The 26,116-nt window shown below is 54.1% G+C and carries 26 protein-coding genes; 10 read left to right on the top strand and 16 right to left on the bottom strand.

Annotation, left to right across the window (positions count from 1 at the left end; translation table 11 throughout):
• Positions 1-6: 6 nt before the first annotated feature.
• From thyA to rppH, 4 genes are all read right to left on the bottom strand, one after another.
• Positions 7-801: a thymidylate synthase gene (thyA, locus tag PAGR_RS04715; protein ID WP_014594480.1), complete on the bottom strand. Its 795-nt coding sequence runs from the start codon at positions 799-801 to the stop codon at positions 7-9.
• Positions 798-1,679, bottom strand: a complete 882-nt coding sequence (lgt, locus tag PAGR_RS04710) for a prolipoprotein diacylglyceryl transferase (protein ID WP_024471441.1) — start codon at positions 1,677-1,679, stop codon at positions 798-800. The genes thyA and lgt overlap by 4 nt, the downstream gene beginning before the upstream one ends.
• A 109-nt stretch (positions 1,680-1,788) precedes the next feature.
• Complete coding sequence (gene ptsP / locus PAGR_RS04705; RefSeq protein WP_014605140.1) at positions 1,789-4,035, bottom strand: phosphoenolpyruvate--protein phosphotransferase; 2,247 nt, start codon at positions 4,033-4,035, stop codon at positions 1,789-1,791.
• A gap of 12 nt (positions 4,036-4,047) precedes the next feature.
• A complete protein-coding gene (gene rppH / locus PAGR_RS04700) occupies positions 4,048-4,575 on the bottom strand; it encodes an RNA pyrophosphohydrolase (protein WP_013026988.1) in 528 nt (175 codons plus the stop codon).
• Positions 4,576-5,261: 686 nt separating this feature from the next.
• Here rppH and mutH point away from each other — a divergent pair.
• The 4 genes from mutH (at position 5,262) to PAGR_RS04680 (ending at position 8,268) form a co-directional block, all read left to right on the top strand.
• Complete coding sequence (gene mutH, locus PAGR_RS04695; RefSeq protein WP_013026989.1) at positions 5,262-5,939, top strand: DNA mismatch repair endonuclease MutH; 678 nt, start codon at positions 5,262-5,264, stop codon at positions 5,937-5,939.
• A gap of 100 nt (positions 5,940-6,039) precedes the next feature.
• The gene (locus tag PAGR_RS04690) at positions 6,040-6,750 is read left to right on the top strand and encodes a TerC family protein (RefSeq protein WP_014605139.1); all 711 of its coding nucleotides are present in this window, start codon (positions 6,040-6,042) and stop codon (positions 6,748-6,750) included.
• Between the two features lie 118 nt (positions 6,751-6,868).
• Positions 6,869-7,087, top strand: coding sequence for a YgdI/YgdR family lipoprotein (locus PAGR_RS04685; RefSeq protein ID WP_014594481.1), 219 nt, complete (start codon positions 6,869-6,871; stop codon positions 7,085-7,087).
• 140 nt (positions 7,088-7,227) lie between these two features.
• The gene (locus PAGR_RS04680; RefSeq protein WP_014594482.1) at positions 7,228-8,268 is read left to right on the top strand and encodes an NADP(H)-dependent aldo-keto reductase; all 1,041 of its coding nucleotides are present in this window, start codon (positions 7,228-7,230) and stop codon (positions 8,266-8,268) included.
• A 69-nt stretch (positions 8,269-8,337) separates the two neighbouring features.
• Here PAGR_RS04680 and lysA read toward each other — a convergent pair whose 3' ends face one another.
• Positions 8,338-9,588 carry a diaminopimelate decarboxylase gene (gene lysA / locus PAGR_RS04675; protein ID WP_014605138.1) on the bottom strand — a complete coding sequence of 417 codons (1,251 nt, stop codon included), beginning with the start codon at positions 9,586-9,588 and terminating at the stop codon, positions 8,338-8,340.
• Positions 9,589-9,688: 100 nt separating this feature from the next.
• Between lysA and PAGR_RS04670 the strand changes: the two genes are divergently transcribed.
• Positions 9,689-10,609 (top strand): LysR family transcriptional regulator, encoded by a 921-nt coding sequence (locus PAGR_RS04670; protein WP_014594484.1) that lies wholly within the window; start codon positions 9,689-9,691, stop codon positions 10,607-10,609.
• Here the strand turns inward: PAGR_RS04670 and PAGR_RS04665 are convergent.
• On the bottom strand, positions 10,606-11,769 hold the full coding sequence (locus tag PAGR_RS04665; RefSeq protein ID WP_014605137.1) for an MFS transporter: 1,164 nt from the start codon (positions 11,767-11,769) through the stop codon (positions 10,606-10,608). The two genes, PAGR_RS04670 and PAGR_RS04665, sit on opposite strands and share 4 nt — an antisense overlap.
• Positions 11,770-12,136: 367 nt before the next feature.
• Here PAGR_RS04665 and PAGR_RS04660 point away from each other — a divergent pair, with 367 nt between their 5' ends.
• A complete protein-coding gene (locus PAGR_RS04660) occupies positions 12,137-12,763 on the top strand; it encodes a hypothetical protein (protein ID WP_014605136.1) in 627 nt (208 codons plus the stop codon).
• Here the strand turns inward: PAGR_RS04660 and PAGR_RS04655 are convergent.
• From PAGR_RS04655 to xerD, 6 genes are all read right to left on the bottom strand, one after another.
• Positions 12,760-13,254: a cupin domain-containing protein gene (locus PAGR_RS04655; protein ID WP_014594486.1), complete on the bottom strand. Its 495-nt coding sequence runs from the start codon at positions 13,252-13,254 to the stop codon at positions 12,760-12,762. The genes PAGR_RS04660 and PAGR_RS04655 overlap by 4 nt on opposite strands.
• 132 nt (positions 13,255-13,386) lie before the next feature.
• Complete coding sequence (lysS, locus tag PAGR_RS04650) at positions 13,387-14,907, bottom strand: lysine--tRNA ligase (protein ID WP_014605135.1); 1,521 nt, start codon at positions 14,905-14,907, stop codon at positions 13,387-13,389.
• A gap of 9 nt (positions 14,908-14,916) precedes the next feature.
• Positions 14,917-16,015, bottom strand: a protein-coding gene (prfB, locus tag PAGR_RS04645) for a peptide chain release factor 2 (RefSeq protein WP_104933680.1) whose coding sequence is annotated in 2 segments (ribosomal slippage) — positions 14,917-15,939 and positions 15,941-16,015 — 1,098 coding nt in all. Because the reading frame shifts where the segments join, the coding sequence is not laid out codon by codon here.
• Positions 16,016-16,215: 200 nt separating this feature from the next.
• Complete coding sequence (gene recJ / locus PAGR_RS04640) at positions 16,216-17,955, bottom strand: single-stranded-DNA-specific exonuclease RecJ (protein ID WP_013027000.1); 1,740 nt, start codon at positions 17,953-17,955, stop codon at positions 16,216-16,218.
• Positions 17,956-17,958: 3 nt separating this feature from the next.
• Positions 17,959-18,672, bottom strand: coding sequence for a bifunctional protein-disulfide isomerase/oxidoreductase DsbC (gene dsbC / locus PAGR_RS04635; RefSeq protein WP_014605134.1), 714 nt, complete (start codon positions 18,670-18,672; stop codon positions 17,959-17,961).
• Between the two features lie 22 nt (positions 18,673-18,694).
• Positions 18,695-19,588, bottom strand: a complete 894-nt coding sequence (gene xerD, locus PAGR_RS04630; protein WP_014605133.1) for a site-specific tyrosine recombinase XerD — start codon at positions 19,586-19,588, stop codon at positions 18,695-18,697.
• Between the two features lie 102 nt (positions 19,589-19,690).
• On the opposite strand from xerD, the gene fldB reads away from it, so the two are divergent.
• On the top strand, positions 19,691-20,209 hold the full coding sequence (gene fldB, locus PAGR_RS04625; protein WP_013027050.1) for a flavodoxin FldB: 519 nt from the start codon (positions 19,691-19,693) through the stop codon (positions 20,207-20,209).
• 138 nt (positions 20,210-20,347) lie between these two features.
• Here the strand turns inward: fldB and PAGR_RS04620 are convergent, their stop codons facing one another.
• Together PAGR_RS04620 and sdhE are read right to left on the bottom strand one after the other, a co-directional pair.
• A complete protein-coding gene (locus PAGR_RS04620) occupies positions 20,348-20,761 on the bottom strand; it encodes a protein YgfX (protein ID WP_044042288.1) in 414 nt (137 codons plus the stop codon).
• Positions 20,736-21,002, bottom strand: a complete 267-nt coding sequence (sdhE, locus tag PAGR_RS04615; RefSeq protein WP_014605131.1) for an FAD assembly factor SdhE — start codon at positions 21,000-21,002, stop codon at positions 20,736-20,738. The genes PAGR_RS04620 and sdhE overlap by 26 nt, the downstream gene beginning before the upstream one ends.
• A gap of 224 nt (positions 21,003-21,226) precedes the next feature.
• On the opposite strand from sdhE, the gene ygfZ reads away from it, so the two are divergent.
• Positions 21,227-22,213, top strand: a complete 987-nt coding sequence (gene ygfZ, locus PAGR_RS04610) for a tRNA-modifying protein YgfZ (RefSeq protein ID WP_014605130.1) — start codon at positions 21,227-21,229, stop codon at positions 22,211-22,213.
• Positions 22,214-22,247: 34 nt separating this feature from the next.
• Here ygfZ and trhA read toward each other — a convergent pair whose 3' ends face one another.
• Complete coding sequence (gene trhA / locus PAGR_RS04605; protein ID WP_014605129.1) at positions 22,248-22,901, bottom strand: PAQR family membrane homeostasis protein TrhA; 654 nt, start codon at positions 22,899-22,901, stop codon at positions 22,248-22,250.
• Between the two features lie 163 nt (positions 22,902-23,064).
• Between trhA and PAGR_RS04600 the strand changes: the two genes are divergently transcribed.
• Together PAGR_RS04600 and PAGR_RS04595 are read left to right on the top strand one after the other, a co-directional pair.
• On the top strand, positions 23,065-23,784 hold the full coding sequence (locus PAGR_RS04600; protein ID WP_014594495.1) for a MurR/RpiR family transcriptional regulator: 720 nt from the start codon (positions 23,065-23,067) through the stop codon (positions 23,782-23,784).
• Between the two features lie 114 nt (positions 23,785-23,898).
• Positions 23,899-25,326, top strand: a complete 1,428-nt coding sequence (locus PAGR_RS04595) for a 6-phospho-beta-glucosidase (RefSeq protein WP_014594496.1) — start codon at positions 23,899-23,901, stop codon at positions 25,324-25,326.
• A gap of 34 nt (positions 25,327-25,360) precedes the next feature.
• Here PAGR_RS04595 and PAGR_RS04590 read toward each other — a convergent pair whose 3' ends face one another.
• Complete coding sequence (locus tag PAGR_RS04590) at positions 25,361-26,104, bottom strand: SDR family oxidoreductase (RefSeq protein WP_014605128.1); 744 nt, start codon at positions 26,102-26,104, stop codon at positions 25,361-25,363.
• Positions 26,105-26,116 lie beyond the last annotated feature (12 nt).

Genomic DNA, 26,116 nt, shown 5'->3' with positions numbered 1-26,116 from the left:
AAAACGTCAGACGGCAACCGGGGCTTTAATCGCCGGATGCGGATCGTAACCTTCAATCTCGAAATCGTCGAAGCGATAATCGAACAACGAAGCAGGTTTTCGCTTGATGACAAGCGTCGGCAGCGGTCGCGGCTCACGTGTCAGCTGCAGACGTGCCTGCTCCAGATGGTTGCTGTAAAGGTGCGTATCGCCCCCGGTCCAGACAAAATCACCCACGTCCAGATCGCACTGCTGTGCCACCATATGTACCAGCAATGCATAGCTGGCGATATTAAACGGCAGCCCCAGGAAGATATCGCAAGAGCGCTGATAAAGCTGACAGGAGAGTTTACCGTCCGCAACATAGAACTGGAAAAACGCATGGCAGGGTGCCAGCGCCATTTCATCCAGCTCGCCGACGTTCCAGGCTGACACAATAATGCGGCGGGAATCCGGATCGCGTTTCAGTTGTTCAATCACCTTGGTGATTTGATCAATTTCCTGACCGCTTGCCGTGCCCCAACTGCGCCACTGCTTGCCGTAGACTGGCCCAAGATTACCCTGCTCGTCCGCCCACTCATCCCAGATTGAGACGTTGTTTTCTTTCAGGTAACCGATATTGGTATCGCCTTGCAGAAACCACAGCAGTTCATGAATGATGGAGCGCAGGTGGCACTTTTTTGTGGTGACCAGCGGAAAACCATCCTGCAGATTAAAACGCATCTGGTGACCAAAAATTGAAAGCGTGCCTGTACCGGTACGGTCAGATTTTGGTGTGCCTTCGTTCAGCACGTAGCGCATTAAGTCCAGATACTGTTTCATTTTTCCTCGTGAAGTTGTTGCTGCGGGCGACGGCGGTACGCCCAAATCATCATAATCACACCGGCAATAATCATTGGGATCGACAGGAGTTGCCCCATGCTCAGTCCACCGGTGAGCAAACCAAGCTGTGCGTCTGGCTGACGGAAGAATTCAACAATAATGCGGAATGTGCCGTAGCCAATCAGGAACAGGCCAGAGACGCTGCCCATCGGGCGAGGTTTACGAATAAACAGGTTCAGGATAATGAACAGCACGATGCCTTCAAGAAACAGCTCGTACAGCTGTGAAGGATGACGCGGCAGCACGCCATAGGTGTTCAGTAAGGCCTGATATTGTGGGTTGTTGGCCGCCAGCGCGATATCTTCGCTGCGCGAGCCGGGGAACAGCATGGCGAAACGGAAATTGGGATCGACACGGCCCCAGAGTTCACCATTGATAAAATTACCCAGGCGACCAGCGCCCAAGCCAAACGGAATAAGCGGCGCAATAAAATCAGAGACCTGAAAGAAATTACGTTTGGTGCGACGCGCAAATATCAGCATCACCAGGATCACGCCAATCAGCCCGCCGTGGAATGACATACCGCCATCCCAGACTTTGAACAGGTAAAGCGGATTATCGAGAAACAGCGGCAGGTTATAAAACAGCACATAACCAATACGACCACCCAGGAAAACGCCCAGGAAGCCCGCGTAAAGCAGGTTCTCTACTTCCTCTTTTTTCCAGCCGCTGCCTGGCTTGTTGGCCCGACGCACCGCCAGCCACATGGCGAAAACAAAACCCACCAGATACATCAATCCGTACCAGTGAAGCGAAAGCGGTCCGATCGAGAAGATTACCGGATCGAACTGCGGAAATGCGATATAGCCGTTATTCATCATTCACCGTTTATTTTCAGCCCTGAAAAGGGGACGTGATGCACATAAATTAGGGCTGGGCATCATAGCACAGCCAGTTTTCTGAGTAGCCGCAGAAATGTAACCTGGGTTAACGACCGCCGCGAATCAGGCCGCCCAGGCCGCGCTCTTCCATAAACGCCGAGACCAGCTGACGCACATCTGACGCTGAATAGGCTTTGAGCGCCTGGGTGCTGAGTTTCTGGACTTCTTCGTAATCCAGATGACGCAGCAGATATTTCACGCGTGAGACATTCTTCCCGTTCATGCTGAGATGGTGATATCCCATCCCTATCAATAGCGCCACACACATCGGATCGCCCGCCATTTCACCACATAAGCATAATTCCAGATTCGCCAAATGGGCTTCAATGGAAATTGCCTGTAGCGCACGCAGCATAGCCGGATGCAGCGAATCATACAGGTTCGCCACGCGAGTATTATTACGATCCACCGCCAGTAAATACTGCGTCAGGTCATTGGTCCCGACAGACACAAAATCGACGCGCGACGCGAGGTGCGGGATCATAAACAGCATAGAAGGCACTTCAATCATAATCCCGATGCGCGGCGCCGGAATGGTATAGCCGAGCATCTCTTCCACTTCTGTCCCGGCACGCTGAATGAGCCGCCTGGCTTCGTCTATCTCATCGATATGGCTGATCATCGGCAACAAAATACTCAAATTGCCTGACGCGGCGTTAGCACGCAGCATCGCGCGCACCTGCACCATAAAAATCTCTGGTTGGTCGAGCGTGAGACGAATGCCCCGCCAGCCCAGGCAAGGATTCTCTTCACTGATCGGCATGTAAGGCAACTGCTTATCTGCCCCGATATCCAGCGTGCGCAGCGTAACCGGCTTTTCGTGGAACAGCTGCAGCATGCCCTGATACTGAGCAACCTGCTCTTCTTCCGATGGAAAACCGCTTTGCAGCATAAAGGGAATTTCAGTGCGGTAAAGGCCAATACCGTCAACCCAGCTGCCCAGCGTTTGCTCATGCTCCGGGCTCAGCCCCGCGTTCAGCATAACCTGTATACGTTGACCGCTACGCAGCTCGCCCGGCCTGTCCACGCCGCCTTCAGCCATTTTGCTGAGGGCATTTTCTTCACTGATTAGCCGCTGGTACTCCTGCACCAGAACCGGTTCAGGATCGATCAGCAGTTCACCGCGATAGCCATCGACAATCAGCAAACGTTTATTTAACTGACTGGGTTGAATGTCCGCACCCATGACGGTCGGAATGCCCATCGCCCGGGTCAAAATGGCCGCATGGGAGTTCGCCGCGCCGTCGCGTACCACAATCCCTGCCAGACGCTCGTGCGGAATTTCCGCCAGCGTTGTGGCGGTGAGTTCGTCTGCCACCAGCACGAAACGCTCAGGCCAGGCGTTCACGCCCACCAGAGAATCATCGAGATGGAACAGCAAACGTTGACCCAACACCCGTAGATCGCCGGCGCGCTCTTTCAGATAGCTGTCCGTCAGGCTGGCAAACTGGGCGGCAAACTTTTCAATGACGGTTTTGACCGCCCACTCGGCAACGGATCCCCGCTCGATCTCCGCGAAAAGATCCTTTTTCAGGCGTGCGTCCGTTAACAGGTGCGAGTAGAGATCGAAGATCGCCGCGCTCTCTTTTTGCGCGCTGGCGGTAAAGCGTTTACTGAAGCGACGGAATTCACTGGCGGCTTCGGTCATGGCCAGTGACAAACGCTCGCGTTCACGCTGCGGATCCAGCGTTGAGGCGGCAGAAACCTGATCGAGTAAGGGCTGGGTTTCGTCTACCCAGCCCGGCGCGACGGCAACGCCTGGGGCGGCAGCAATGGCCCGAATACGTGCCAGACGATACTGACCAAACAACTGACTCAGTTGCGATTGTGACAGTAAGGCAGCCAGCTGCGTGGCCAGGGTAACGAGAAACGACTCTTCACTTTCGTCGAACTGCCGATGTTCACGCTGCTGAACCACCAGCACGCCCATAAGCTGGCGGCGGCTGATAATAGGCACGCCAAGGAAAGAGCGATAGCGCTCTTCCTTTACTGAAGGAATGTACTTAAAGCTGGGATGGCTCTGCGCATCGGCAAGGTTAATCGGCTCAGCGAGTCGCCCCACCAGACCGACAATACCTTCATCAAACGCCAGCTTGACCGTTAGCCCACGCGGTTTTTTCAAACCGCGTGTCGCCATCAGGTAATAACAGCGACGTTCGTGATCGGCGAGGTAGACGGAACAGACTTCCGTTTCCATCGCCAGGCAGATCTCATTAACCAGAATGTCGAGTGCTTCATTCAGACGTGGCGCACTCGCCACCTTTTCAACAATTTCTCGCAACTGAGTGAGCATAAAGGGCGTGGCCTATCCTCTTTTACGTCGATGGGCAGGATGATTTCGCTGCACCGCACTCTCCTGCATGGACATCACTACGCCAGCGAATTCTTTCATCACCCGACGATAAACATCGCGCTTAAAAGAGACAACCTGACGGACCGGATACCAAAAGCTTACCCACCGCCAGCCGTCGAATTCCGGCGTGCTGCTGTGCTGCACATTAATGTCTGCGTCATTACACATCAACTGCAGAAGAAACCACTTTTGTTTCTGACCAATACAAACCGGTTTTGTGTCCCAACGCACCAAACGTTTTGGCAACTTGTAGCGCAACCAGTTACGGGTAGATGCAAGTATTCGAACATCTTTGCGGTGTAACCCGACTTCTTCGAACAGTTCGCGATACATCGCCTGTTCCGCGGTTTCACCGGGATTGATGCCTCCCTGAGGAAATTGCCAGGAGTGCTGTCCAAAGCGCCTGGCCCATAACACTTGCCCCTGCCTGTTACAAATTACGATACCAACATTCGGGCGGTAGCCATCATCATCGATCACCGGACTACCTCAAAAGCTAAAATTGAATGGTCTGATTGTTTCACACTCCTTACAGGCGGTAAACCACTGGATTTGCGGGCGCTTAGGGGCGTAATGTCGGGATAACTCACAGACTCATGCGAAGTTATAAACAAAAGTCCGTAAAAAGAGAGATCTTATTCACGTTTTCTGTGGATAGCTTTGTGCAGAACACGGGAGTTAACTGAATAACGTACCAGGATGAATCTGAAGGCACCAAAAACCAGACCACGATTTATTCTTGAAATATAAGCCTATTTTTTTACTCTGCTGCCTTTTACCCTGCCGGAAAGGGGGCGGATAATTCCTTCGTGCTGACAATTGGCTAAAGATCCACCACAATGCTTTTTATCCACAGCGATCGGCTCAAGCTTGCATCAAACGGCTTAATTTTTGTTGAAAAACAGCAAAGTCAAGGCTGTAAATGGAACCAGTAGGCAACCTGAGACGGGGTTATCCCATTTTTCTGTGGATAACTGGGCTTGAGATCCTGTTCATTGTTGATAGCAAGTTGGGATAACCTGCGACATGAGTTGGAGCCTGCCAATTTCGCTGTAAAAAAAAGTACTATGTTTCATGTTATTATGTGAGTTATACCGCGTTCTTTCCTGTGGAAAACCTGAGGCTGCTGCAGGCTGCTTAATTATTAATCATTATGAGTTATTCACATGACATTCCTTCCCGGGCCACCTGAAGATGAGTCAACACTGTTATCGCGCGCCCAGTCACTGGCAGGTTTAACGCTGCAAACCCTGGCCGACCAGGCAGGCATTCCGATACCGGCCAACCTGAAACGGGATAAAGGCTGGGTCGGGATGCTGCTGGAATGGCATCTGGGCGCCAGTGCGGGCAGTAAAGCAGAACAGGATTTCGCACACCTGGGAATTGAACTGAAAACGATCCCTGTCGATCGCTATGGCAAGCCGCTGGAAACAACATTTGTTTGCGTTGCGCCCCTCACCGGAAACAGCGGCGTCACCTGGCAAAACAGCCATGTCCGCCATAAGCTGGCGCGCGTCCTGTGGATGCCGGTAGAGGGCGAGCGTGACATCCCATTAGGCGAACGTCGGGTTGGCGCGCCGCTGCTGTGGAGCCCCGACGCGCAGGAAGATGAGATGCTGCGCCAGGACTGGGAGGAGTTGATGGATATGATCGTACTGGGTCAGGTAGAACGCATCACCGCCCGTCACGGTGCCTGGCTGCAGATTCGCCCCAAAGCAGCAAACAGCAAAGCCTTAACGGAAGGGATCGGCGATCGCGGACAGCCCATCATGACGCTGCCACGCGGGTTTTATCTCAAGAAAAGTTTTACAGGCCCGCTTCTGGCACGCCATTTTCTGGTCTGACAGCCTTATTCTCGCGTCCCTGGCGGTATTTAAATGTGAGTTAGACAAATTTGGTGCGTATAATCTTTGTTTAATTTTCGTTTAGGATATGAGTGCAGGTATGTTCGAGTGGATTACCGATCCCAACGCCTGGCTGGCGCTGGGCACCCTGACCATTCTGGAAGTGGTTCTGGGCATTGATAACATTATCTTTCTGTCGTTAGTGGTGGCAAAACTCCCCAAACATCAGCAAGCCCGCGCACGCCGCATCGGTTTGATGGGCGCAATGCTGATGCGTCTGGGGTTACTGGCCTCTATTGCCTGGGTCGCAAGACTGACCAACCCATTGTTTACCCTCATGGATCATGCTTTTTCAGCACGCGATCTCATCCTGTTGTTTGGTGGATTATTCTTGCTGTGGAAGTCCAGCATGGAGATTCATGAAACGATAGAAGGCGAAGAAGCCGAGCACAAAACCAACGTTCACTCTTTCATGGGTGCCATTGTTCAAATCATGTTGCTCGACATCATTTTTAGTCTCGACTCCGTTATTACGGCCGTGGGCCTCTCCGACCATTTGTTTATTATGATGGCGGCAGTGGTGATTGCGGTATTAATGATGATGGTCGCTGCCCGCAGTATTGGCGAGTTCGTTGATCGTCATCCATCGGTCAAAATGCTGGCTCTCTCGTTCCTGATTTTGGTGGGTTTTACCCTGATCCTGGAAAGTTTCGCGGTGCATGTACCAAAAGGTTACATTTATTTTGCCATGTTCTTCTCGATGGCCGTTGAGTGCCTTAACCTGATGCGCAGTAAGAAAAAAACGCACTAATGTTGTCAAGGGCGGCTCCGCGCCGCCCGGTTATTTTCAGATTGATACGATTAACCCAATCGGTAAAAGGATTTATTACTACACTTTTTGCAGTGGACGATTCGTGAGGATGAGCATAATGAAAGGGCTGAGTAAAATTGTATTATTGGCCGTTGCTGCGGTGACATTGGGTGGATGCAGTTCCAATTATGTTATGGCAACAAAAGATGGCCGGATGATTATGACCGAAGGCAAACCGAGCATTGATAAAGAAACGGGGCTGGTGCAATACACCGATCAGTCAGGCCATACGGTGCAGATCAACAGTGACGACGTTTCTACCATTATTGAACGTTAGATGCGAAAAGTATCGGCCTGTCGCCCCTCCCCCGCGTCGGCAGGCTATTTCTCTCTGTTATCCCCCTTTCTTAGCCGCTACGCCTCGCGCTATAGTCCCTGAAGTCATATTACTTATCCCTACAGAAAAGGAAGCCGGCAATGCACTATCACCGTATCCCCCATAGCTCGCTGGAAGTGAGCCAGCTTGGATTGGGCACCATGACGTTTGGTGAGCAAAACAGCGAAGCCGACGCCCACGCTCAACTGGATTTAGCCCTCAGTTCGGGCATCAACCTGATTGATACTGCCGAGATGTATCCTGTTCCCCCGCGGCCCGAAACTCAGGGGCTGACCGAAAAATATATTGGCAGCTGGTTAAAAAAGACCGGTAGCCGAGACAAAATCGTTCTTGCCAGTAAAGTTGCCGGCCCAACGCGCGGCAACGATGCGTCGATTCGTCCTAATATGGCGCTGGATCGCAAAAATATTCGCGAGGCGCTGGATGCCAGCCTGAAACGTTTAAACACCGACTACATCGATCTGTATCAGCTTCACTGGCCGCAGCGTCAAACCAACTTTTTTGGCAAGCTGGGCTATCAGTACAGTGAGAACAGCGTCCCTGTCACGCTGTTAGAAACGCTGGAGGCTCTGGCTGAGCAGGTGCGGGCAGGTAAGATCCGCTATATCGGCGTGTCGAATGAAACGCCGTGGGGCGTCATGCGTTATCTGCAGCTGGCAGAAAAGCATGAACTGCCGCGTATCGTCTCTATTCAAAACCCCTACAGCCTGCTAAATCGCAGTTTTGAAGTGGGCCTGGCGGAAATCAGCCAGCATGAAGGCGTGGAGCTGCTGGCCTATTCCTGCCTGGCGTTTGGTACGTTGAGCGGTAAATACCTGAATGGCGCGCAGCCCGCGGGTTCACGTAATACCCTGTTTAGCCGCTTTACCCGCTACAGCGGTGAGCAGTCTCAACTGGCGGTGGCGGAATATGTGGCGCTGGCCCAAAAACATCAGCTTGATCCTTCACAAATGGCACTGGCGTTTGTTCGTCAACAACCTTTTGTGTCCAGCACCCTGCTGGGCGCAACCACGCTGGATCAGTTAAAGATCAATATCGACAGCGCCAACGTAACGCTCAGCAATGAGGTTCTGGAAGAACTCGAAGCGATCCATCGCCGTTACACCTATCCAGCCCCCTGACGGGGACGACCAGCCGTGCGGTGGCACGGCTGGCCTGTCAGTCATCGTCTTTCAACAGGCGCAGTAGCCTCATTCCAGCGCCAGCAGATCTTCAATGCGCTGCGCGCGGCGGATTTCTCTCGGCTCGCCGTTTTCAAACAGGATCTCAGGAATCAGTGGGCGGCTGTTGTAGTTTGAGGACATCGATGCGCCGTAAGCGCCGGTGTCGTGAAACACCAGATAATCCCCGACTTTCGCGGCCGGAATAGCGCGGGTTTCCACCTTGCCACCTTCAAGCTGTGTGAAAACATCGCCCGACTCGCACAGAGGGCCTGCAACCACGCTGTCGATCGTTGCCTGTTCATCGATCGCCCGGTTATCGCCCGCCATCACAGAGATATGATGGTAGCTGCCGTACATGGAGGGGCGCATCAGATCACTGAAGCCTGCATCCACCAGCACAAAGTGGCGGCTGCCCATCTCTTTTACTGCCCGAACCTGAGAGACCAGCACGCCTGACTCCGCGACCAGGAAACGGCCGGGTTCGATTTCCAGCTTCACGGCATGGCCCAGATGGTCCGCCACGCGCTGGCGTGCCGTGTCCCACAGGCCAAAATAGTGATCGGTATCGATCGCCTCTTCCCCGTAGTGATAGGGAATGGATAAACCGCCTCCGGCAGAGATAGCCTCAAGATCCTGGCCAAATTCCACGACCAAATCCACCATGGCATCGCAGACCTGCTGCAGGTGCGCATAGTCCACGCCTGAACCGATATGCATATGAATGCCGATCAGGCGCAGTCCATATTGTTCGATGGCCGCCTGAGCAGCGGGCAAATCGCTGGGCCAGATGCCGTGCTTACTGTTTTCGCCACCGGTATTGGTTTTTTGGCTGTGCCCGTGACCAAAGCCGGGGTTAATGCGCAGCCAGACGGCATGTCCTGGCGAAACGGCACCCAGTTGATGCAGCATATCGACGGATCCGGCGTTAACCGGCACCTTAAGCTCTGCAATCCTGGCAAGCGTAGGGTTATCCAGGACATCGGCAGTGAATACGATTTCGTCACTGTCGGGCTGAAAACCGGCCACCAGCGCACGCTCAATTTCGCCCAGGGAAACCGAATCAACCTTAACGCCCGCAGAATGCATCAGGCGCAGAATGTGGGTGTTAGAACAGGCTTTTTGCGCAAAGCGCACCACATCAAATGCGTGGAGTTGAGCAATACGCTGTTGGATAACCTGCGCATCATAAGCCCAGAACGGGCCGCTGTACTGACGTGCCAGCGGCAGTAAATTATCGACGTTCAGGGCGGTTTCGGTGGTATTAAGTGGACGAGGCATGGGGTTCTCCTGTGGCAATAAAACCATTAAGCCAGAATCGTGCCATGCCGAAAAATATCTGTTTTAATAGCATCTATGCAAAAATGATATGGAATGATGCATGGCAAAAATCAACTGGCGGCATATCGAGATTTTTCATGCTGTTATGACCAGCGGAAACCTCACGCAGGCTGGGACTCTGCTGCAGACGTCCCAGCCTACCGTCAGCCGCGAGCTGGCGCGACTGGAACGGCAGCTGAGTCTGACGCTGTTTGAGCGCGTGCGCGGCCGCTTACAGCCTACCGTACAGGGCTTACGGCTGTTCGAAGAAGTGCAGCGCTCATGGTATGGGCTGGATCGCATCATTGATGCCGCAGAGGGATTACGCCAGTTTCGCCAGGGTGAGCTCTCTATCGCCTGCCTGCCGGTTTTTTCCCAGTCACTGCTGCCGCCCGTCTGCCAGACCTTTTTGCAGCGCTACCCTGATGTCAGTCTGAACATTATTCCGCAGGAATCCCCGTTACTGGAAGAGTGGTTGTCGGCTCAGCGTTACGATCTGGGCATTACGGAAACGCAGCACGCCCCCGCCGGGACCGATCGCCAGGCGCTGCTGACCTGCGATGAAGTGTGCGTGTTACCGCAGCACCATCGCCTGGCGCAGCGCGCCTTGCTGACGCCGCAGGACTTCGCCGGTGAGAACTATGTCAGCCTGTCGCGCACGGACAGCTACCGCCAGCTGCTCGACGCACTGTTTCATGAGCAAGGTGTGACACGCAGGATGGTGATGGAAACCCACAGCGCGGCGTCCGTGTGCGCGATGGTGCAGGCCGGAGTGGGGATCTCAGTGGTGAATCCGCTGACGGCGCTGGATTACGCCGACAGCGGTGTGGTGATGCGCCCTTTTAGCGTCGCTGTGCCTTTTACCGTTAGCCTCGTCAGGCCGCAGCATCGGCCGGCATCCGCGCTGGTAGAGGCGTTTGTGAACCACCTGCAGCAACAGGTGGCCCGTTTTCCTGAGCAAATTGCGGACAGACTCGCTTAGGCATGCACCCGGGCCGCAGCACCGCCGGATTTGCGGAAGGTGATCAAGCAAACCATCAGTCCAACCGCCGCCAGCGCGGCGGCGGCAACAGGAACCGCGGTCAGTCCATAGCCGCGCGCAATCACCGCGCCGCCTACCCACGCGCCAAGCGCATTGCCAACGTTAAAGGCAGAAATATTCAGGGTGGAAACCAGATTAGGTGCCTCTTTACCGTGACGCACCACATTGATCTGCAGGCCGGGAACCGTGGCAAAGGTTGCCATTGCCCACAGGAACAAGGTGATCTCCGCCAGCCAGAGCGCGTGGCTGGTCCAGCTAAACAGCAGTGAGAACAGCGTAATCAGCGAAAAACTGCCTATCAGGCTCAGGGAGACTTTGCGGTCGGCCATTTTGCCCCCCAGAATATTGCCCACGGTCAGGCCCGCGCCAATCAGAAACAACGTCCAGCTCACGCCACGATCGCTGATGCCGGTAACCTGCAGCAGCAGCGGTGCTATGTAGCTAAACAGGGCAAACATGGCGGCAGCAAAACAGACCGTCATCAGTAATGACAGCCACAGTTTGACGTTGGCCAGCGCGCTGATTTCGCTCGCCAGATCGACCGGCTTCTCATTCTTATTTCCCGGCAGGCTGGTGATTAAGGCAATGAAGGCCAGTACGCCGATAGCCGAAACGCCCCAGAATGTCGCACGCCAGCCAAACAGCTGACCAAACCAGGTTCCCAACGGCACGCCTAATACATTGGCCAGCGTCAGACCGGTAAACATCAACGCCACGGCAGAAGCCTGACGATCGGCGGAAACCAGACTGGCCGCGACCACCGATCCAATCCCAAAGAAAGCCCCGTGACAGAGGGCGGTAATCACCCGTGCCAGCATCAGCAGGTTATAGCTGTAGGCCAGAGCACACAGCAGATTGCCGATGATAAAAATTACCATCAACAGAATCAGCGTTTTTTTACGGGGCAACTTCGCCGTTAACAGCGCCATGATCGGTGCACCGATTGCTACGCCTAATGCATAGCCGCTAATTAACCAACCTGCGGACGGAATGGACACGCGCAAATCGTTTGCGACCTCCGGCAACAGGCCCATGATCACAAACTCAGTGGTTCCGATAGCGAACGCACTCAGCGCCAGTGCAAGCAATGCAACAGGCATAACACTCTCCCAAAAATGATAATTACAACGAGACGGATGACGCATGCATCCTGATAAACGAGCTATAATTTATGATCTATATCACACTACGTATTACAGCATAGCTACCTGTCATCTGATACTCACATAACAACAACAATCTATTGCGTGTATGGCAATAATTGACACACACATCAACCAGGCTTATTAAACATACAGTTAGCGAGCATGCCGCCGCGTAACGCACCGGACGATGATAAAGGTTGCCAGCGAAGTAGCCGTTTTTTTGCTAATACCGATTTTAGTTATCAATAAAGTATTAGCGTTGCCGATATAGCTCTTATGAATCGCCAGATGAAATGCAGTCCAACTGACGCGGAGAGAGAAAATGCAACGGCTTATCGTTTTGATGGTAATCAGTCTTACAGGCTGCTCAGTCGGCCATTATGAATACAGTAGAGAAGCAGAGAAGCGCGTGGATATGACCGTAACAGGCATTCCCACCGTGCTGGGGCTGGGCACGCTGGGCACGACTATTCCCCTTACCCCTGACTACAGCCTCACGGCCGCCCACGTCGCAAAATATTCGCTGTACCGCGTGAAAGCCTGGCATCCTGAGTGCGATCTTGCGATCGTCTACCACAAGAACAGCGAAGCCAACCTGCCACCGTCCTTCCGTAACAGCCATATTGGCGACAAAGTGAATCTTTACGGCTACAGCTTCATCTCTGCAATGCCCGTGAGCTCTACCGGGAAAAACCTGGTGAACACCACGCTGGCAAATGACTGGAACAAAGCGAACTGCGTTGTCGTGGCCGCCAATGCGGGCGTGGTTAAGGGCATGTCAGGGGGCGCGGTTTATAATGCATCTGACGACACGCTGGCAGGCGTGATTGTGGGTTACAGCCAGCGCATCAACGACAACCAGAGCGGAAAAACGCTGTATAAAGATGTGGCGCTCTATGTGCCCTACTCACGCTTCCAGACCTGGCTGGATAATGCTGTGAAATCTTAAGGCTTTTCGTCCGGCAGTCCGGGATGTGTGCCCATCTGCTGTTGCGGTGGGTTAAGCCACTTGTCTTCGCGCGTGGCTTCGTAGTCGCGGTTTAGCGGATAGGTAATGCGGTTCTCCGCTTTGCTGACCTCGCCGATCACCAGAAAGCGCGCGTCGGCGTCGCTGTTATTGATAAAGGTGTGACAAATGCCGGTACCGGCCGGAAACGCCACGGCCTCTCCCGGTGACAGCGGATACAATTCGCCATTGATCCACGCGTGTGGATAACCTTCCAGCACGAAGATAAACTCCTCTTCCGCACTTTCCGCATGGGGATAAGACATGCGGCGTCCGGGCGGCAACCTTTCATGATGAATGCCCAGCCGGGTTAATCCAGACAGTTTCGCCAGTGGTGTACCAATGGACATCAGCTCATCGCTATCGGAATAATGTTCGTTGTCTTCGCCTTCCAGCGCTTGCCAGTGAAGAATGCAGTCAGGACGTGGCTTCATAATGGTGGCTCCAGGTTGAGATGTTCAGCCTGGCAGAGGGGACGGGAATACTCAAGCGCACATGCCGTGGCGGGTTGCAGAGCAGAAATAAAAAAGGCCGGAATCACCCGGCCTTTAACCAGCATCTGATAATTACTTTGAGCCTGGGCGCAACGCCGGGAACAGAATTACGTCGCGGATGGTGTGGCTGTTGGTAAACAGCATGACCATGCGGTCAATACCAATGCCTAAGCCTGCCGTTGGCGGTAAACCATGTTCCAGGGCGGTGACATAATCCTCGTCATAGAACATCGCTTCATCATCGCCCGCATCTTTCGCATTCACCTGCTGCAGGAAACGCTCAGCCTGATCCTGCGCATCGTTAAGCTCAGAGAAACCGTTGCCGATTTCACGTCCGCCAATAAAGAACTCAAAGCGATCGGTGATCTCAGGATTTTCGTCGTTGCGACGGGCCAGCGGCGACACTTCAGCCGGATACTCGGTAATGAAGGTTGGCTGAATCAGATGTGCTTCAGCGGTTTCTTCAAAAATTTCGGTCACTACGCGCCCTAAGCCCCAGCTTTTCTCGACTTTGATGCCAATGGTCTGAGCAATCGCCACCGCTTTGTCGAAATCGTCAAGATCGGCCAGATCGGTTTCCGGACGGTACTTCTTGATCGCTTCACGCATGGTGAGTTTTTCAAACGGCTTACCAAAATCGAATTCCTGCTCACCGTAAGGCACAACCGTGCAGCCCAGGATATCCTGCGCCAGCGTACGGAACAGGCTTTCGGTCAGTTCAATCAGGTCTTTGTAATCCGCATAAGCCATATAGAGTTCCATCATGGTGAACTCTGGGTTGTGACGAGGCGAAATCCCCTCGTTGCGGAAGTTACGGTTGATCTCGAACACGCGATCGAAACCGCCCACCACCAGGCGTTTCAGATACAGCTCTGGCGCAATACGCAGATACATATCGATATCCAGCGCGTTGTGATGCGTGATAAACGGACGCGCTGAAGCGCCGCCCGGGATCACCTGCATCATTGGCGTTTCCACTTCCATAAAATCGCGTCCAACCATGAACTGACGAATGCCGGCCATGATCTGCGAACGGATTTTGAAGGTGTTGCGTGATTCATCGTTGGCGATCAGATCAAGATAGCGCTGACGATAGCGCGTTTCCTGATCGGCCAGACCGTGAAATTTGTCTGGCAGCGGGCGCAGGGCTTTCGTTAACAAGCGCAGCTCTGAGCAGTGAATCGACAATTCGCCGGTTTTGGTTTTGAACAGCTTACCGCGTGCGCCGAGGATATCGCCCAGGTCCCACTTTTTGAATTGCTCGTTGTAGATACCTTCGGCCAGATCGTCACGTGCCACGTACAGCTGAATGCGGCCGCCCACGTCCTGCAGGGTAATGAAAGACGCCTTGCCCATGATACGGCGCGTCATCATACGGCCAGCCACGCTGACCTCAATGCCTAAGTCTTCCAGCTCTTCGTTACTCTTCTCGTCATAGCTGGCATGCAGCCGATCGGAGGTGGTATCACGACGAAAATCGTTAGGAAACGCCACGCCGTTTTCACGCAGCACGCTCAGCTTCTCGCGACGCGTTTTCAGTTCGTTATTTAACTCAAGTGCGACGTCAGCGCTCTGCGGTTGTTGTTCAGACATGTCGGTTCCTTATAGCCCTGCTTTTAAACTTGCTTCAATGAAACGGTCCAGATCGCCATCCAGCACCGCCTGCGTGTTGCGCGTTTCCACGCCGGTACGCAGATCTTTAATACGTGAGTCGTCCAGAACATAAGAACGGATCTGGCTGCCCCAGCCAATGTCAGACTTGTTGTCTTCCAGCATCTGCTTCTCGGCATTTTTTTTCTGCATTTCAAGCTCGTACAGCTTCGCCTTCATCTGCTTCATCGCCTGATCTTTGTTTTTGTGCTGAGAGCGATCGTTTTGACACTGGGTGACCGTACCGGTTGGAACGTGGGTAATACGCACCGCCGATTCCGTACGGTTAACGTGCTGACCACCTGCACCAGAGGCGCGGTACACGTCAATACGCAGGTCAGCCGGGTTGATGTCGATATCAATATCGTCATCCACTTCCGGATAGATAAAGGCTGAACTGAAGGAGGTATGGCGGCGACCACCGGAGTCAAATGGACTCTTACGTACCAGACGATGTACGCCGGTTTCGGTGCGGAGCCAGCCAAACGCGTAATCGCCAGACACGCGAATCGTCACCGACTTAATGCCCGCGACTTCACCTTCTGACTCTTCAATAATTTCTGTTTTGAACCCTTTGGCTTCTGCCCAACGCAGATACATGCGCATCAGCATGCTGGCCCAGTCCTGCGCTTCTGTTCCACCAGAACCGGCCTGCAGATCGATGTAACAGTCGGCGCTGTCGTACTCGCCAGAGAACATACGGCGGAACTCTAGCTCGCCGAGCTTGCCTTCCAGCGCGTCCAGCTCGGCGACCGCTTCGTTGAAGGTTTCTTCGTCATCGGCTTCTACCGCCAGATCAAGCAGCCCCTGCACATCTTCCAGCCCCTGGCTCATCTGATCGAACGTATCCACGATGGCTTCCAGGGAGGAGCGTTCTTTGCCCAGTGCCTGAGCGCGTTCAGGCTCGTTCCAGACGTCGGGCTGTTCCAGCTCGGCGTTTACTTCCTCAAGGCGTTCTTTCTTAGCATCGTAGTCAAAGATACCCCCGAAGAACGTCGCTGCGTTCGCTGAGGTCCTGAATACGGTATTTGACCGGGTTGATTTCAAACATGTGTTTAGCGTCTTTTTTACGTTCGATGGAATAAGAAATTTAACCTGCGAGTTTACCCGAAACCGACGGCGGTTTGTAGCGTTGAGAAAATGCGCAGAGGTTAATCTTTCGTTGAGCCAGCTGGACTGGCTCTGCCGACGCGGGCGTGGCAAGGTTAAACTGGCAACGGCGGGAATGTGAGGCCCCGCCGTCACCGCTGGCTAACTGAGCGGCCAGAGATGTTCAATGATCAGTTGGACGGAGCGATTGCCGCGATACTCATTGATATCAAGCCGATAGGCCAGTTCGACCTGGCGCACGCTGCTGTCAGGCCACAACGTGGTATCCACGTTGAACGCGATACCGTCGATCAGCGGTCCGCCTTCCAGAGGTTCAACCATGACCTTCAGGTGACGTTCACCAACGAGGCGCTGCTGCAGTAGCCTGAACCGGCCGTCGAAAGCGGGCTCAGGGAAAGACTGGCCCCATGGGCCGGCATCACGCAGCACTTCCGCCGTCTGAAGAGAAAATTCAGCGGGCTGCAGGGCACCGTCCGACCAGATGACGCCCTGCAACGCTTCGCCGGCCAGCCATTCGCCCACCAGGTCCGCAAAACGCTGACGAAACTCGTCGTAGCGGGCCTCTTCCAGCGACAGTCCGGCGGCCATCGCGTGACCACCAAACTTCTGCATCAGGCCAGGATGCAACGTATCAAGACGCTCCAGCGCATCGCGCAGATGCAGACCGGCAATCGATCGTCCCGATCCCTTCAGCATGCCATCACCGGCCGGTGCGAAGGCAATAACCGGGCGATGAAAACGCTCTTTCAGGCGGGAAGCCAGAATCCCGACCACGCCCTGATGCCACTCAGGATGATAAAAGGCCAGCCCCAGCGGCAAATCGGTTTGCTCGTTCTCCAGCTTTTGGCATAACGCCAGTGCCTCGCTCTGCATCCCCTGCTCAATCTCTTTGCGCATCTGGTTCAGCGCATCCAGTTCACTGGCTAACATGCGCGACTGGCTGAGATCGTCGGTCAGTAACAGCGCCACCCCGACAGACATATCGTCCAGCCGACCGGCAGCGTTAAGCCGGGGCCCCAGGGCAAAACCCAGGTCGCTGGCGGCCAGCTGTCGGGCATCGCGGTTGGCGATTTCCAGCAGGGCCTTGATGCCCGGACGGCACTTTCCGGCCCGAATACGACTCAGGCCCTGCCACACTAAAATGCGGTTGTTGGCATCCAGCGGCACCACATCTGCCACCGTGCCCAACGCCACCAGATCGAGCAGGTCGGCCAGATTGGGTTCCGACCGCGTGACGCCAAACCAGCCCTGAGTGCGCAAGTGGGCGCGCAGGGCCATCATCAGATAGAAAGCGACGCCCACGCCCGCCAGCGAACGAGAGGGGAAATGACAGTCAGGCAGGTTGGGATTAACGATAGCATCGGCGTCAGGCAGCGTTTCGCCCGGTAAGTGGTGGTCGGTCACCAACACCGCAATGCCGTGCTGATGCGCAAGCGCCACACCCGCATGGGACGAAATGCCGTTATCGACGGTCAGAATCATCTCTGCACCGCGCGCGCGGGCCTGCTCAACCACTTCCGGACTCAGGCCGTAGCCATCTTCGAAACGATTGGGCACCAGGTACTGCACGTTGCTGCATCCCATGCTGCGCAGCGCCAGCACCGTCAGGGCGGTACTGGTGGCACCGTCAGCGTCGAAATCCCCGACGACCATAATGCAGCGGCCATCCAGCAGCGCCTGATGAAGCAGGTTAACGGCCTTGTCTATGCCGCTCAGTGCACTGAAAGGGAGCAGGTTTTTCGCGCCCCTTTCGAGCTCGGCGGCGTTGGTGACGCCACGTTGCAGATAAAGCCGACGCAGGAGCGGCGGTAAATCTGCCGGTAGCCCCGGCAAATCGGCTACCGCTTCACGGCGACGTAACTCAACTTCGTGCTTTACCACGCCTTAACCACCACGCTTTTGATTATCCAGTACCTGCTTGAGCTCCTGTGGACTTTGATAGCCGGGGATCATCATGCCACTTTCAGTCAGAATCGCCGGCGTGCCCTGGATACCAAACAGTACGCCAAGCTGGTACTGCTTGCCGATATCAATCGTGCAGGAGGCTGGCGCATCCATCTTCGGCACATCGCCTTTCATCGCCTCATCAAAGGCTTTATTGCGATCGGCGCTGCACCACACGGCCTTCATGGCGCTGGCAACTTTGCCGTTCATGCCTTCACGTGGGAAAGCCAGATAGCGAACGGTGATGCCCAGCGCGTTGTAGTCAGCCATTTGTTCGTGCAGTTTGTGGCAGTAGCCACAGGTGATATCCGTAAACACTGTCACCACATGCTGCTCTTTGGGCGCTTTATACACGATCATTTCCGGAACCAGCGCCTCAACTTTTTTATCCAGTAGCGCGTTCGTCACGTTGACCGGCTGAGCACCGCTGACATCGTAAAGCGGTCCCTGGATCATGTGTTTACCATCATCGGTAACGTACAGCACGCCGCTTTCGGTGAGCACGGTTTTAAAACCCGGCAGCGGTGCAGGTTGGATCTCAGCCTGGTGCAAACCCAGTTTCTTCAGGGAAAGCTGAATGGCGCTGTCATCAGCGTGGGTCAAACCGGAAAAAGCGCTGGCCAGCAGCGCCAGCATGGCAACATGTTTGTTCATTGTTTTCCTTACTCTCCGCCAGCTATGCGCGCGGATGATGCTGTTGATGTAACAGTCGCAGACGTTCCGTGGCGACATGCGTATAAATCTGCGTCGTTGAGAGGTCGCTGTGCCCCAGTAACATCTGTACGACACGTAGGTCAGCCCCATGGTTCAGCAAATGCGTGGCGAAAGCATGGCGCAACACGTGGGGAGAAAGCTTTTCGCTATCAATGCCCGCCAGCATGGCGTAATGCTTGATACGATGCCAGAAGGTTTGCCGCGTCATCTGCTGGGCACGGTTACTGGGGAAAAACACGTCCAGCGTCTGCCCATTGAGCAACCACGGCCGCCCGTGCTCCATATAGTATTCCAGCCAGTGAACCGCCTCTTCACCTAATGGCACCAGCCGCTCTTTATTGCCTTTACCGATCACGCGCACCACGCCCTGGCGCAGGCTGACGTCATTCAGGGTCAGTCCCACCAGTTCCGAAACCCGTAAGCCGGTGGCATATAACAATTCCAGCATGGCTTTATCGCGCAGTTCAAGCGGCACGTTAACATCGGGTGCCTGCAGCAGGCGATCCACCTGCGCCTCGCTCAGATCTTTTGGCAACCGCTGGGGCAGTTTGGGCGCGGCCAGCATTGCGCTGGGATCGTCAGTGCGCATATTTTCGCGGTACAAATACTGAAACAGACGGCGCATGGCGCTGAGCAGGCGTGCAGAGCTGGAGGCTTTATAGCCGCCTTCCAGTCTCTCCGCGAGAAACTGTTGCAGATCGGGCGCGCTCAGGGTTGTCAGCGTTAAGCCGTGATGCGCCAGCCAGCCGGTGAGAGTTTGCAGATCCTGCCGATAGGAGGACAGGGTATTTTGCGCCAGATTGCGCTCGATCCACAGCGCATCAAGAAACTGTTCTGTCAGTTCACTATCTTGCACGTTTTCCCCACCGTTCAGTATGAAATCGTGCTCATTATGCCTGATTCAACCCTGCTTCTGATACAATTACGCCAAAGTCAGGATTAACAGAGCACTATCTGCATGAAAATAGGTCTTTTTTACGGTTCCAGTACCTGTTACACCGAAATCGTAGCGGAGAAAATTCGGGATTTTATTGGCGACGAGCTGGTGACGTTGCACAACGTGAAAGATGACGATCCGCGTCTGATGGAAGACTATGATCTGTTGATTTTGGGGATTCCCACTTGGGACTTTGGCGAGCTGCAGGAGGACTGGGAAGCTATCTGGCCCCAGTTGCCGACGCTCAATTTGCGCAACAAGATCGTGGCGCTGTACGGCATGGGCGACCAGATTGGCTACGGTGAGTGGTTTCTGGATGCTTTAGGCATGCTACATGAACTGCTCCAGCCGATGGGGGTGCAGTTTGTGGGCTACTGGCCGCTGGACGGCTATGACTTTACCAGCCCCAAACCGCTGAGTGCCGACGGCAAGCAATTTGTCGGACTGGCGCTGGATGACGTCAATCAGTTTGAAGCCACGGATGAGCGCGTTGAGCAGTGGTGCGAGCAGATTCTGACAGAAACCGCCGAGCGGCTTTAAGCCGCGCGCTAAAACGCAATCCTGAAATCCTGGCAAAGGACGCGCCGTCGATACGACTGTATTTGGAAAGCCTGACCTGGAAAAGCGTGTTCTGAAATCGGCACGCTTTCTCGTGATGCGCTGTTCCGGGCACGCTATTTAGCGCCTTGCGGTTTCGCTGAAACAGCATGACCGCAAGGCGCGCCACGCCTCTGGCTGCATGTTGTCCTGCATCAGCCAGAGCCGTAAGATCTTGCCCTTGCGGTTTCGTGCGACCAGCAACACCGCGCCAGGCAACCAGTACAACGGCTGCTGCGTTTGCCAGTCTTCTCCCTGCCAGTGCCACTCACGATTGCTGTCGCGCCGTAACTGTCCATGCCGTTGACGCAAGCGGCGATCCTGTTTCCATCCTTCCCACAGCACCACCACGACCAGCCCGGGCTTTATCATCCACTCTGCCGCAGGCAGTTCCATAATGCCAACGCCTGCTATCGTTACTGACAGCATCAGTGCGAGGATCAGGCGTGCGCGCAAAGAGGGATGAAGTTTACATTGCCACCGGACCGCGTTCACGATTACGCTGCTGAATCAGCTTCACCATGCGTTTCAGCTCGGGATCGGCAGGCTCACCGTGGTTCATCATCCAGTTGAAAAGATCGGGATCGTCACTTTTCAGCAGTGCGATAAACACCTGCTTATCGGTATCATTTAACGTGTCATATTCGTACTTAAAGAACGGCATAATAGCGACATCCAGTTCCAGCATGCCACGACGGCAGGCCCATTGAACGCGCGATTTATTATGAATATCCATGCATTCGTTTCCACATTTCACATCGTGGCAGCTAGTGTACCCTGGATTACTGCTGGCTGCAGGTTCACAAACCGACCCTGTGCAACGCGCCGCAGACTCAGGCTTTTTTTACACATCGGCACGCGTTTTGTGCGCCCTCTTTAGTAAACAGGTTGCATTGCCAGTGTGCTCTTTTACCATTGAAGACATTGTTTCGGATGAACCTTCAGACTCAGGATTTATCGATGCCAACATTTACGCTTCCCCCACGCCAACCTGCGGCCTCATCACGTCTGCCGCTCACGTTAATGTCTCTGGATGCCTGGGCACTGGTTGCCGTGGTCGGCCCTGACAGCACGTCCTATTTACAAGGCCAGTTGACCCTGGATGTGGCGGCACTGGATGCCTCTCATCACCTGCCTGCCGCCCACTGTGACGCCAAGGGCAAGATGTGGAGCAACCTGCGCCTGTTTCATCGCGCTGAGGGTTATGCCTATTTGGTGCGTCGTGAGTTGCGAGACACTCAGCTGCTGGAGTTAAAAAAATACGCCGTATTTTCTAAAGTTACCCTGACCGCGGATGACGATGTCGCACTGCTGGGCGTGGCGGGTTTCCAGGCCCGCGCGGCGCTGGCCAATGTTTTTGACACGCTGCCTGACAGCACCACCCCGGTGGTACAGCAGGGCGACACCACGCTGCTGTGGTTTGCCCATCCAGCAGAACGCTTTCTGCTGGTCACGTCGCCCGCCCAGGCCGATGCCCTGAAGCAGACGCTGGCAGACGATGCGCAGTTCAATGACAGCACCCAGTGGCTGGCCCTGGACATCGAAGCCGGAATTCCGGTTATTGACGCAGCCACCAGCGCGCAGTTTATTCCCCAGGCCGCAAACATGCAGGCGCTGGACGCGATTAGCTTTAAAAAGGGCTGCTATACCGGCCAGGAGATGGTGGCCAGAGCCAAATACCGGGGCGCGAATAAACGGGCGCTCTACTGGCTGTCAGGACAAGCCAGCCACCTGCCCGCCGCCAACGATTCCCTGGAGCTGCAGATGGGCGAGCGCTGGCGTCGCACGGGCACCGTTCTTGCTGCGGTGCAACTGGACGACGGCGTCATCTGGGTGCAGGTGGTCATGAACAACGATCTGGAGCCGGATAGCGTATTACGGGTTGAAGGCGATGAAGGCGGTAAGCTGATGATTCAGCCCTTGCCTTACTCGCTGGAAGAAAGCTGAGTTCAGGGGCGGGACCACGTCCCGCCCTGTGACGTTACATAACGTAGAAGTAGATGGCGCAGAAATGGCAAACACAACCGCCTAAAACAAACGCGTGCCAGATAGCATGGTTAAACGGCACCCGACGCGCGACGTAAAAAATCACGCCCAGGGAATAGATAATGCCCCCCGACGCCAGCAGCCAGATGCCCCCCGCCGACAGTTTCATCGCCAGCTGATAGACCACAATCAGCGACAGCCATCCCATGCAGAGATAAGTCACCAGCGACAGTACCTTAAAGCGTTCGGCAATCGTCAGCTTAAAAATAATGCCCAACAGTGCCAGGCCCCATATTACCGCCATCAGCCCATAGGCGAGAGGCGACTGCAGACCAACCATCAGAAACGGCGTGTAGGTGCCAGCAATTAACAGGTAGATTGCGCAGTGATCCACTTTTTTCAGTACGCGCTTCGCACGTGGGTGGCTGACGGCGTGGTAAAGCGTTGAGGCCAGAAACAGCAGAATCATACTGCCGCCATAGAGGCTGGAGCTGACAATGGCGGTCAGCCCGGCATTCATGACCGATGCCTTATCGAGCAGCAGCATTAACCCTACAATGCCGAACAGACAACCCAGTCCATGACTAATACTGTTGGCAATTTCCTCTGCCAATGGATAACCCTGCGTCGGCAAACTTTTGTGACTCATAACATTCCTGCCTGAAAGTGATAACAACTGCAGATTTATCGTCCAACAGATTACCCAGAAAAACTTTCAGTGTACAAGTGTAAGCTTAAAATAATTATTGCGGTCACCTCCCCTTCGAATTCTGTTAAAATGCGGGCCAGTTAATTGCCGGGTGAGCTTTTCCATGTTCTCGCATCACGATCTTGCTACCCTGAACGATCTTGAAATGCAGGTTTATCAGTACATTATCAAACATCGTGACAGCGTCAGTTACATGACCATTCGCGAGCTGGCTGAACAGGCTGCGGTATCGACCACAACGGTATTACGCTTCTGTCGCAAGATGCAGTGTGAAGGATGGTCAGAATTCCGTATCCGACTGCGTCTGGCCAGGGAACAAACCGCGCCTGCGCTGCCTGTCTCCGGCATCGCAGATATGCTGAGTTTTTTTAAAAGCATCAATAATGATGAGTTTGAGCAGGTCATCCATCGGGCTGTGGGGATGATTAATCAGGCTGAGCGGGTGTTTTTTATTGGTGTCGGCACATCGGGCAGCCTGGGGAAATACGGGGCACGTTTTTTTTCAAACGTGGGCAAATTCAGCCACGCGATCGACGATCCCTATTATCCGATCAGTCCGAGTTTATATGAAAATGCCCTGGCCATTATTCTTTCTGTCTCCGGCGAAACGGAAGAGGTGCTGCGCATTGCCAGTCAGTTCAACCTGAATCAGTGTAAAATCATCGCCATTACGAATAGTGAAACCTGCTCGCTGGCAAAAATGAGCGACTTTACGGTGTCCTATCATGTACCGGTGATACGTATGCCCGACCAGAGCGATATTACGACCCAGGTGCCTGTCATGTATATTATCGAGTCACTGGGTCGGCAACTGGGTAAATAAAACAAAGCGTTTTTTAGCTGTAACAAATCCCTTTTTCGCGGCGGTGTTATAGCGTGACATTATTAAGTGCTTTGCTACACTCACCCCAATTTAATCCTCAGGGGAGAGTGCATAATGAGCTTACCAAAAACGTTTCTGTGGGGCGGCGCGGTCGCGGCTCATCAGGTAGAGGGCGGCTGGGATCAGGGCGGTAAGGGCATCAGTATTGCTGATGTACTGACCGGCGGCGCTCATGGCGTGGACCGCGTCATCACCGACGGCGTCCAGCCAGGAAAATTCTATCCAAATCATCAGGCTGTTGAATTTTATTCTCATTACAAACAGGATATCGCGCTGTTTGCTGAGATGGGATTTAAATGCTTCCGTACCTCAATTGCCTGGACCCGTATTTTCCCTAACGGCGATGAACCGCAACCCAATGAAGCCGGCCTGCAATTCTATGACGATCTGTTTGATGAATTGCTTAAATACGGTATTGAGCCGGTTATTACTCTCTCCCATTTTGAAATGCCCTATCACCTGGTAAAAGAATACGGTGGCTGGCACAATCGTAAGGTTGTCGATTTCTTTGTGCGCTTTAGTGAAGTTGTGCTGAAGCGTTATAAGAATAAAGTGAAATACTGGATGACCTTTAACGAAATTAACAACCAGCGTAACTGGCAATATCCGCTGTTTGGTTACTGCTGCTCAGGCGTTATTTTCACGGAACATGAAAAACCTGAACAGGCGATGTATCAGGTCATGCATCACCAGTTTGTTGCCAGCGCCAAAGTCGTGAAGCTGGGCCACGAGATCAACCCGGAGTTTAAGATTGGCTGCATGATCGCCATGGTGCCGGTTTACCCCTTCTCCTGCCATCCGGATGACGTCATGCTCGCTCAGGAAGCGATGCATCAACGCTATGTCTTTAGCGACGTGCAGATGCGCGGTTACTACCCGGCTTACGCCCTGAAAGAGTGGGCGCGCAAAGGCTATCATATCGACATGGAGCCTGAAGACGCTGAAACCCTGCGCAATGGCTGTGCCGATTATGTGGGCTTCAGTTATTACATGAGTACAGCCGTTCAGACCCGCGCCAGTGGCGTTGATGATCCTATTACCGGCTTCGAAGGCACGGTTAAAAATCCGCACGTTAAAGCCTCAGACTGGGGCTGGCAGATCGATCCTGTTGGTCTGCGGTATGTTCTTAATGATGTGTATGAACGCTATCAGAAACCCCTGTTTATTGTTGAAAACGGTTTTGGCGCCATCGACAAACCGAATGCGCAGGGCGTGATAGAGGATGATTACCGCATTGATTATCTGGCCGCGCATATTGAAGAGATGAAAAAAGCCGTCATTCATGACGGGGTGGATCTCATGGGGTACACGCCCTGGGGCTGTATCGACTGCGTGTCTTTCACTACCGGTCAGTACAACAAGCGTTACGGTTTTATTCACGTGAATAAAAACGATGACGGCAGCGGAGACTTCTCGCGCTCCAGGAAAAAGAGTTTTGCCTGGTATCAACAGGTCATCGCCAGCAATGGTGAAAAGCTGTAAGTCGTTTGCCGCAGCGCCCTGCTGCGGCATCATTCTAGCGCCCGCCGGCAGCATCGATAATGCTGCCCGTAATGTAAGAAGCGGCATCGCTGGCTAACCAGACAACGGCTTCTGCGATTTCTTCGGCATAGCCGCCACGCCCCATTGGTATGCCGCTGGCCAGCCTGTCTACCCTGCCGGGTTCTCCGCCGTCAGCATGCATCTCGGTGTAAATCATCCCCGGACGTACGCCATTGACCCGAATTCCCTGCTGGGCCACTTCCAGCGACAGGCCTTTGGTCATGGTGTCCATTGCGCCTTTCGATGCCGCATAGTCGACATATTCGTTTGGCGACCCCGTGCGGGCAGCTGCAGAGGAGACATTGACGATGCTGCCGCCCTGACCGCCATGATGGGTGCCCATGCGCAGGACGGCTTCACGACAGCAAAGAAATGCGCCAAGCACATTCGTGGCAAAAACCTGCTGAATACGCGAGGCATCCAGTTGCTCAAGGCGACATTGTTGGAACAGAATGCCGGCGTTATTCACCAGCAGCGTGAACGGCAGATCTTCCTGATCCAGCCGTTGAAACAGCGACATCACCTGTGTTTCATCGCTGATATCGGCCTGAACGCTAAAGGCCTCACCGCCGTTACGTACAATCTCATCTACAACCTGATGGGCTTCACTGGCACGTGAACGGAAATTGACCGCCACCCGGTAGCCTCGGGATGCCAGTAAGAGGGACGTCGCGCGACCAATGCCGCGACTGCCGCCGGTAACGAGTGCGAGCTGCATACAAACCTCCAT

Origin of the sequence: Pantoea ananatis PA13, assembly GCF_000233595.1 — a bacterium.
GTDB classification, from domain to species: domain Bacteria; phylum Pseudomonadota; class Gammaproteobacteria; order Enterobacterales; family Enterobacteriaceae; genus Pantoea; species Pantoea ananatis.
Note: the sequence above shows the minus strand (reverse complement) of the source record. Positions and strands in the feature narration are given on the sequence as shown.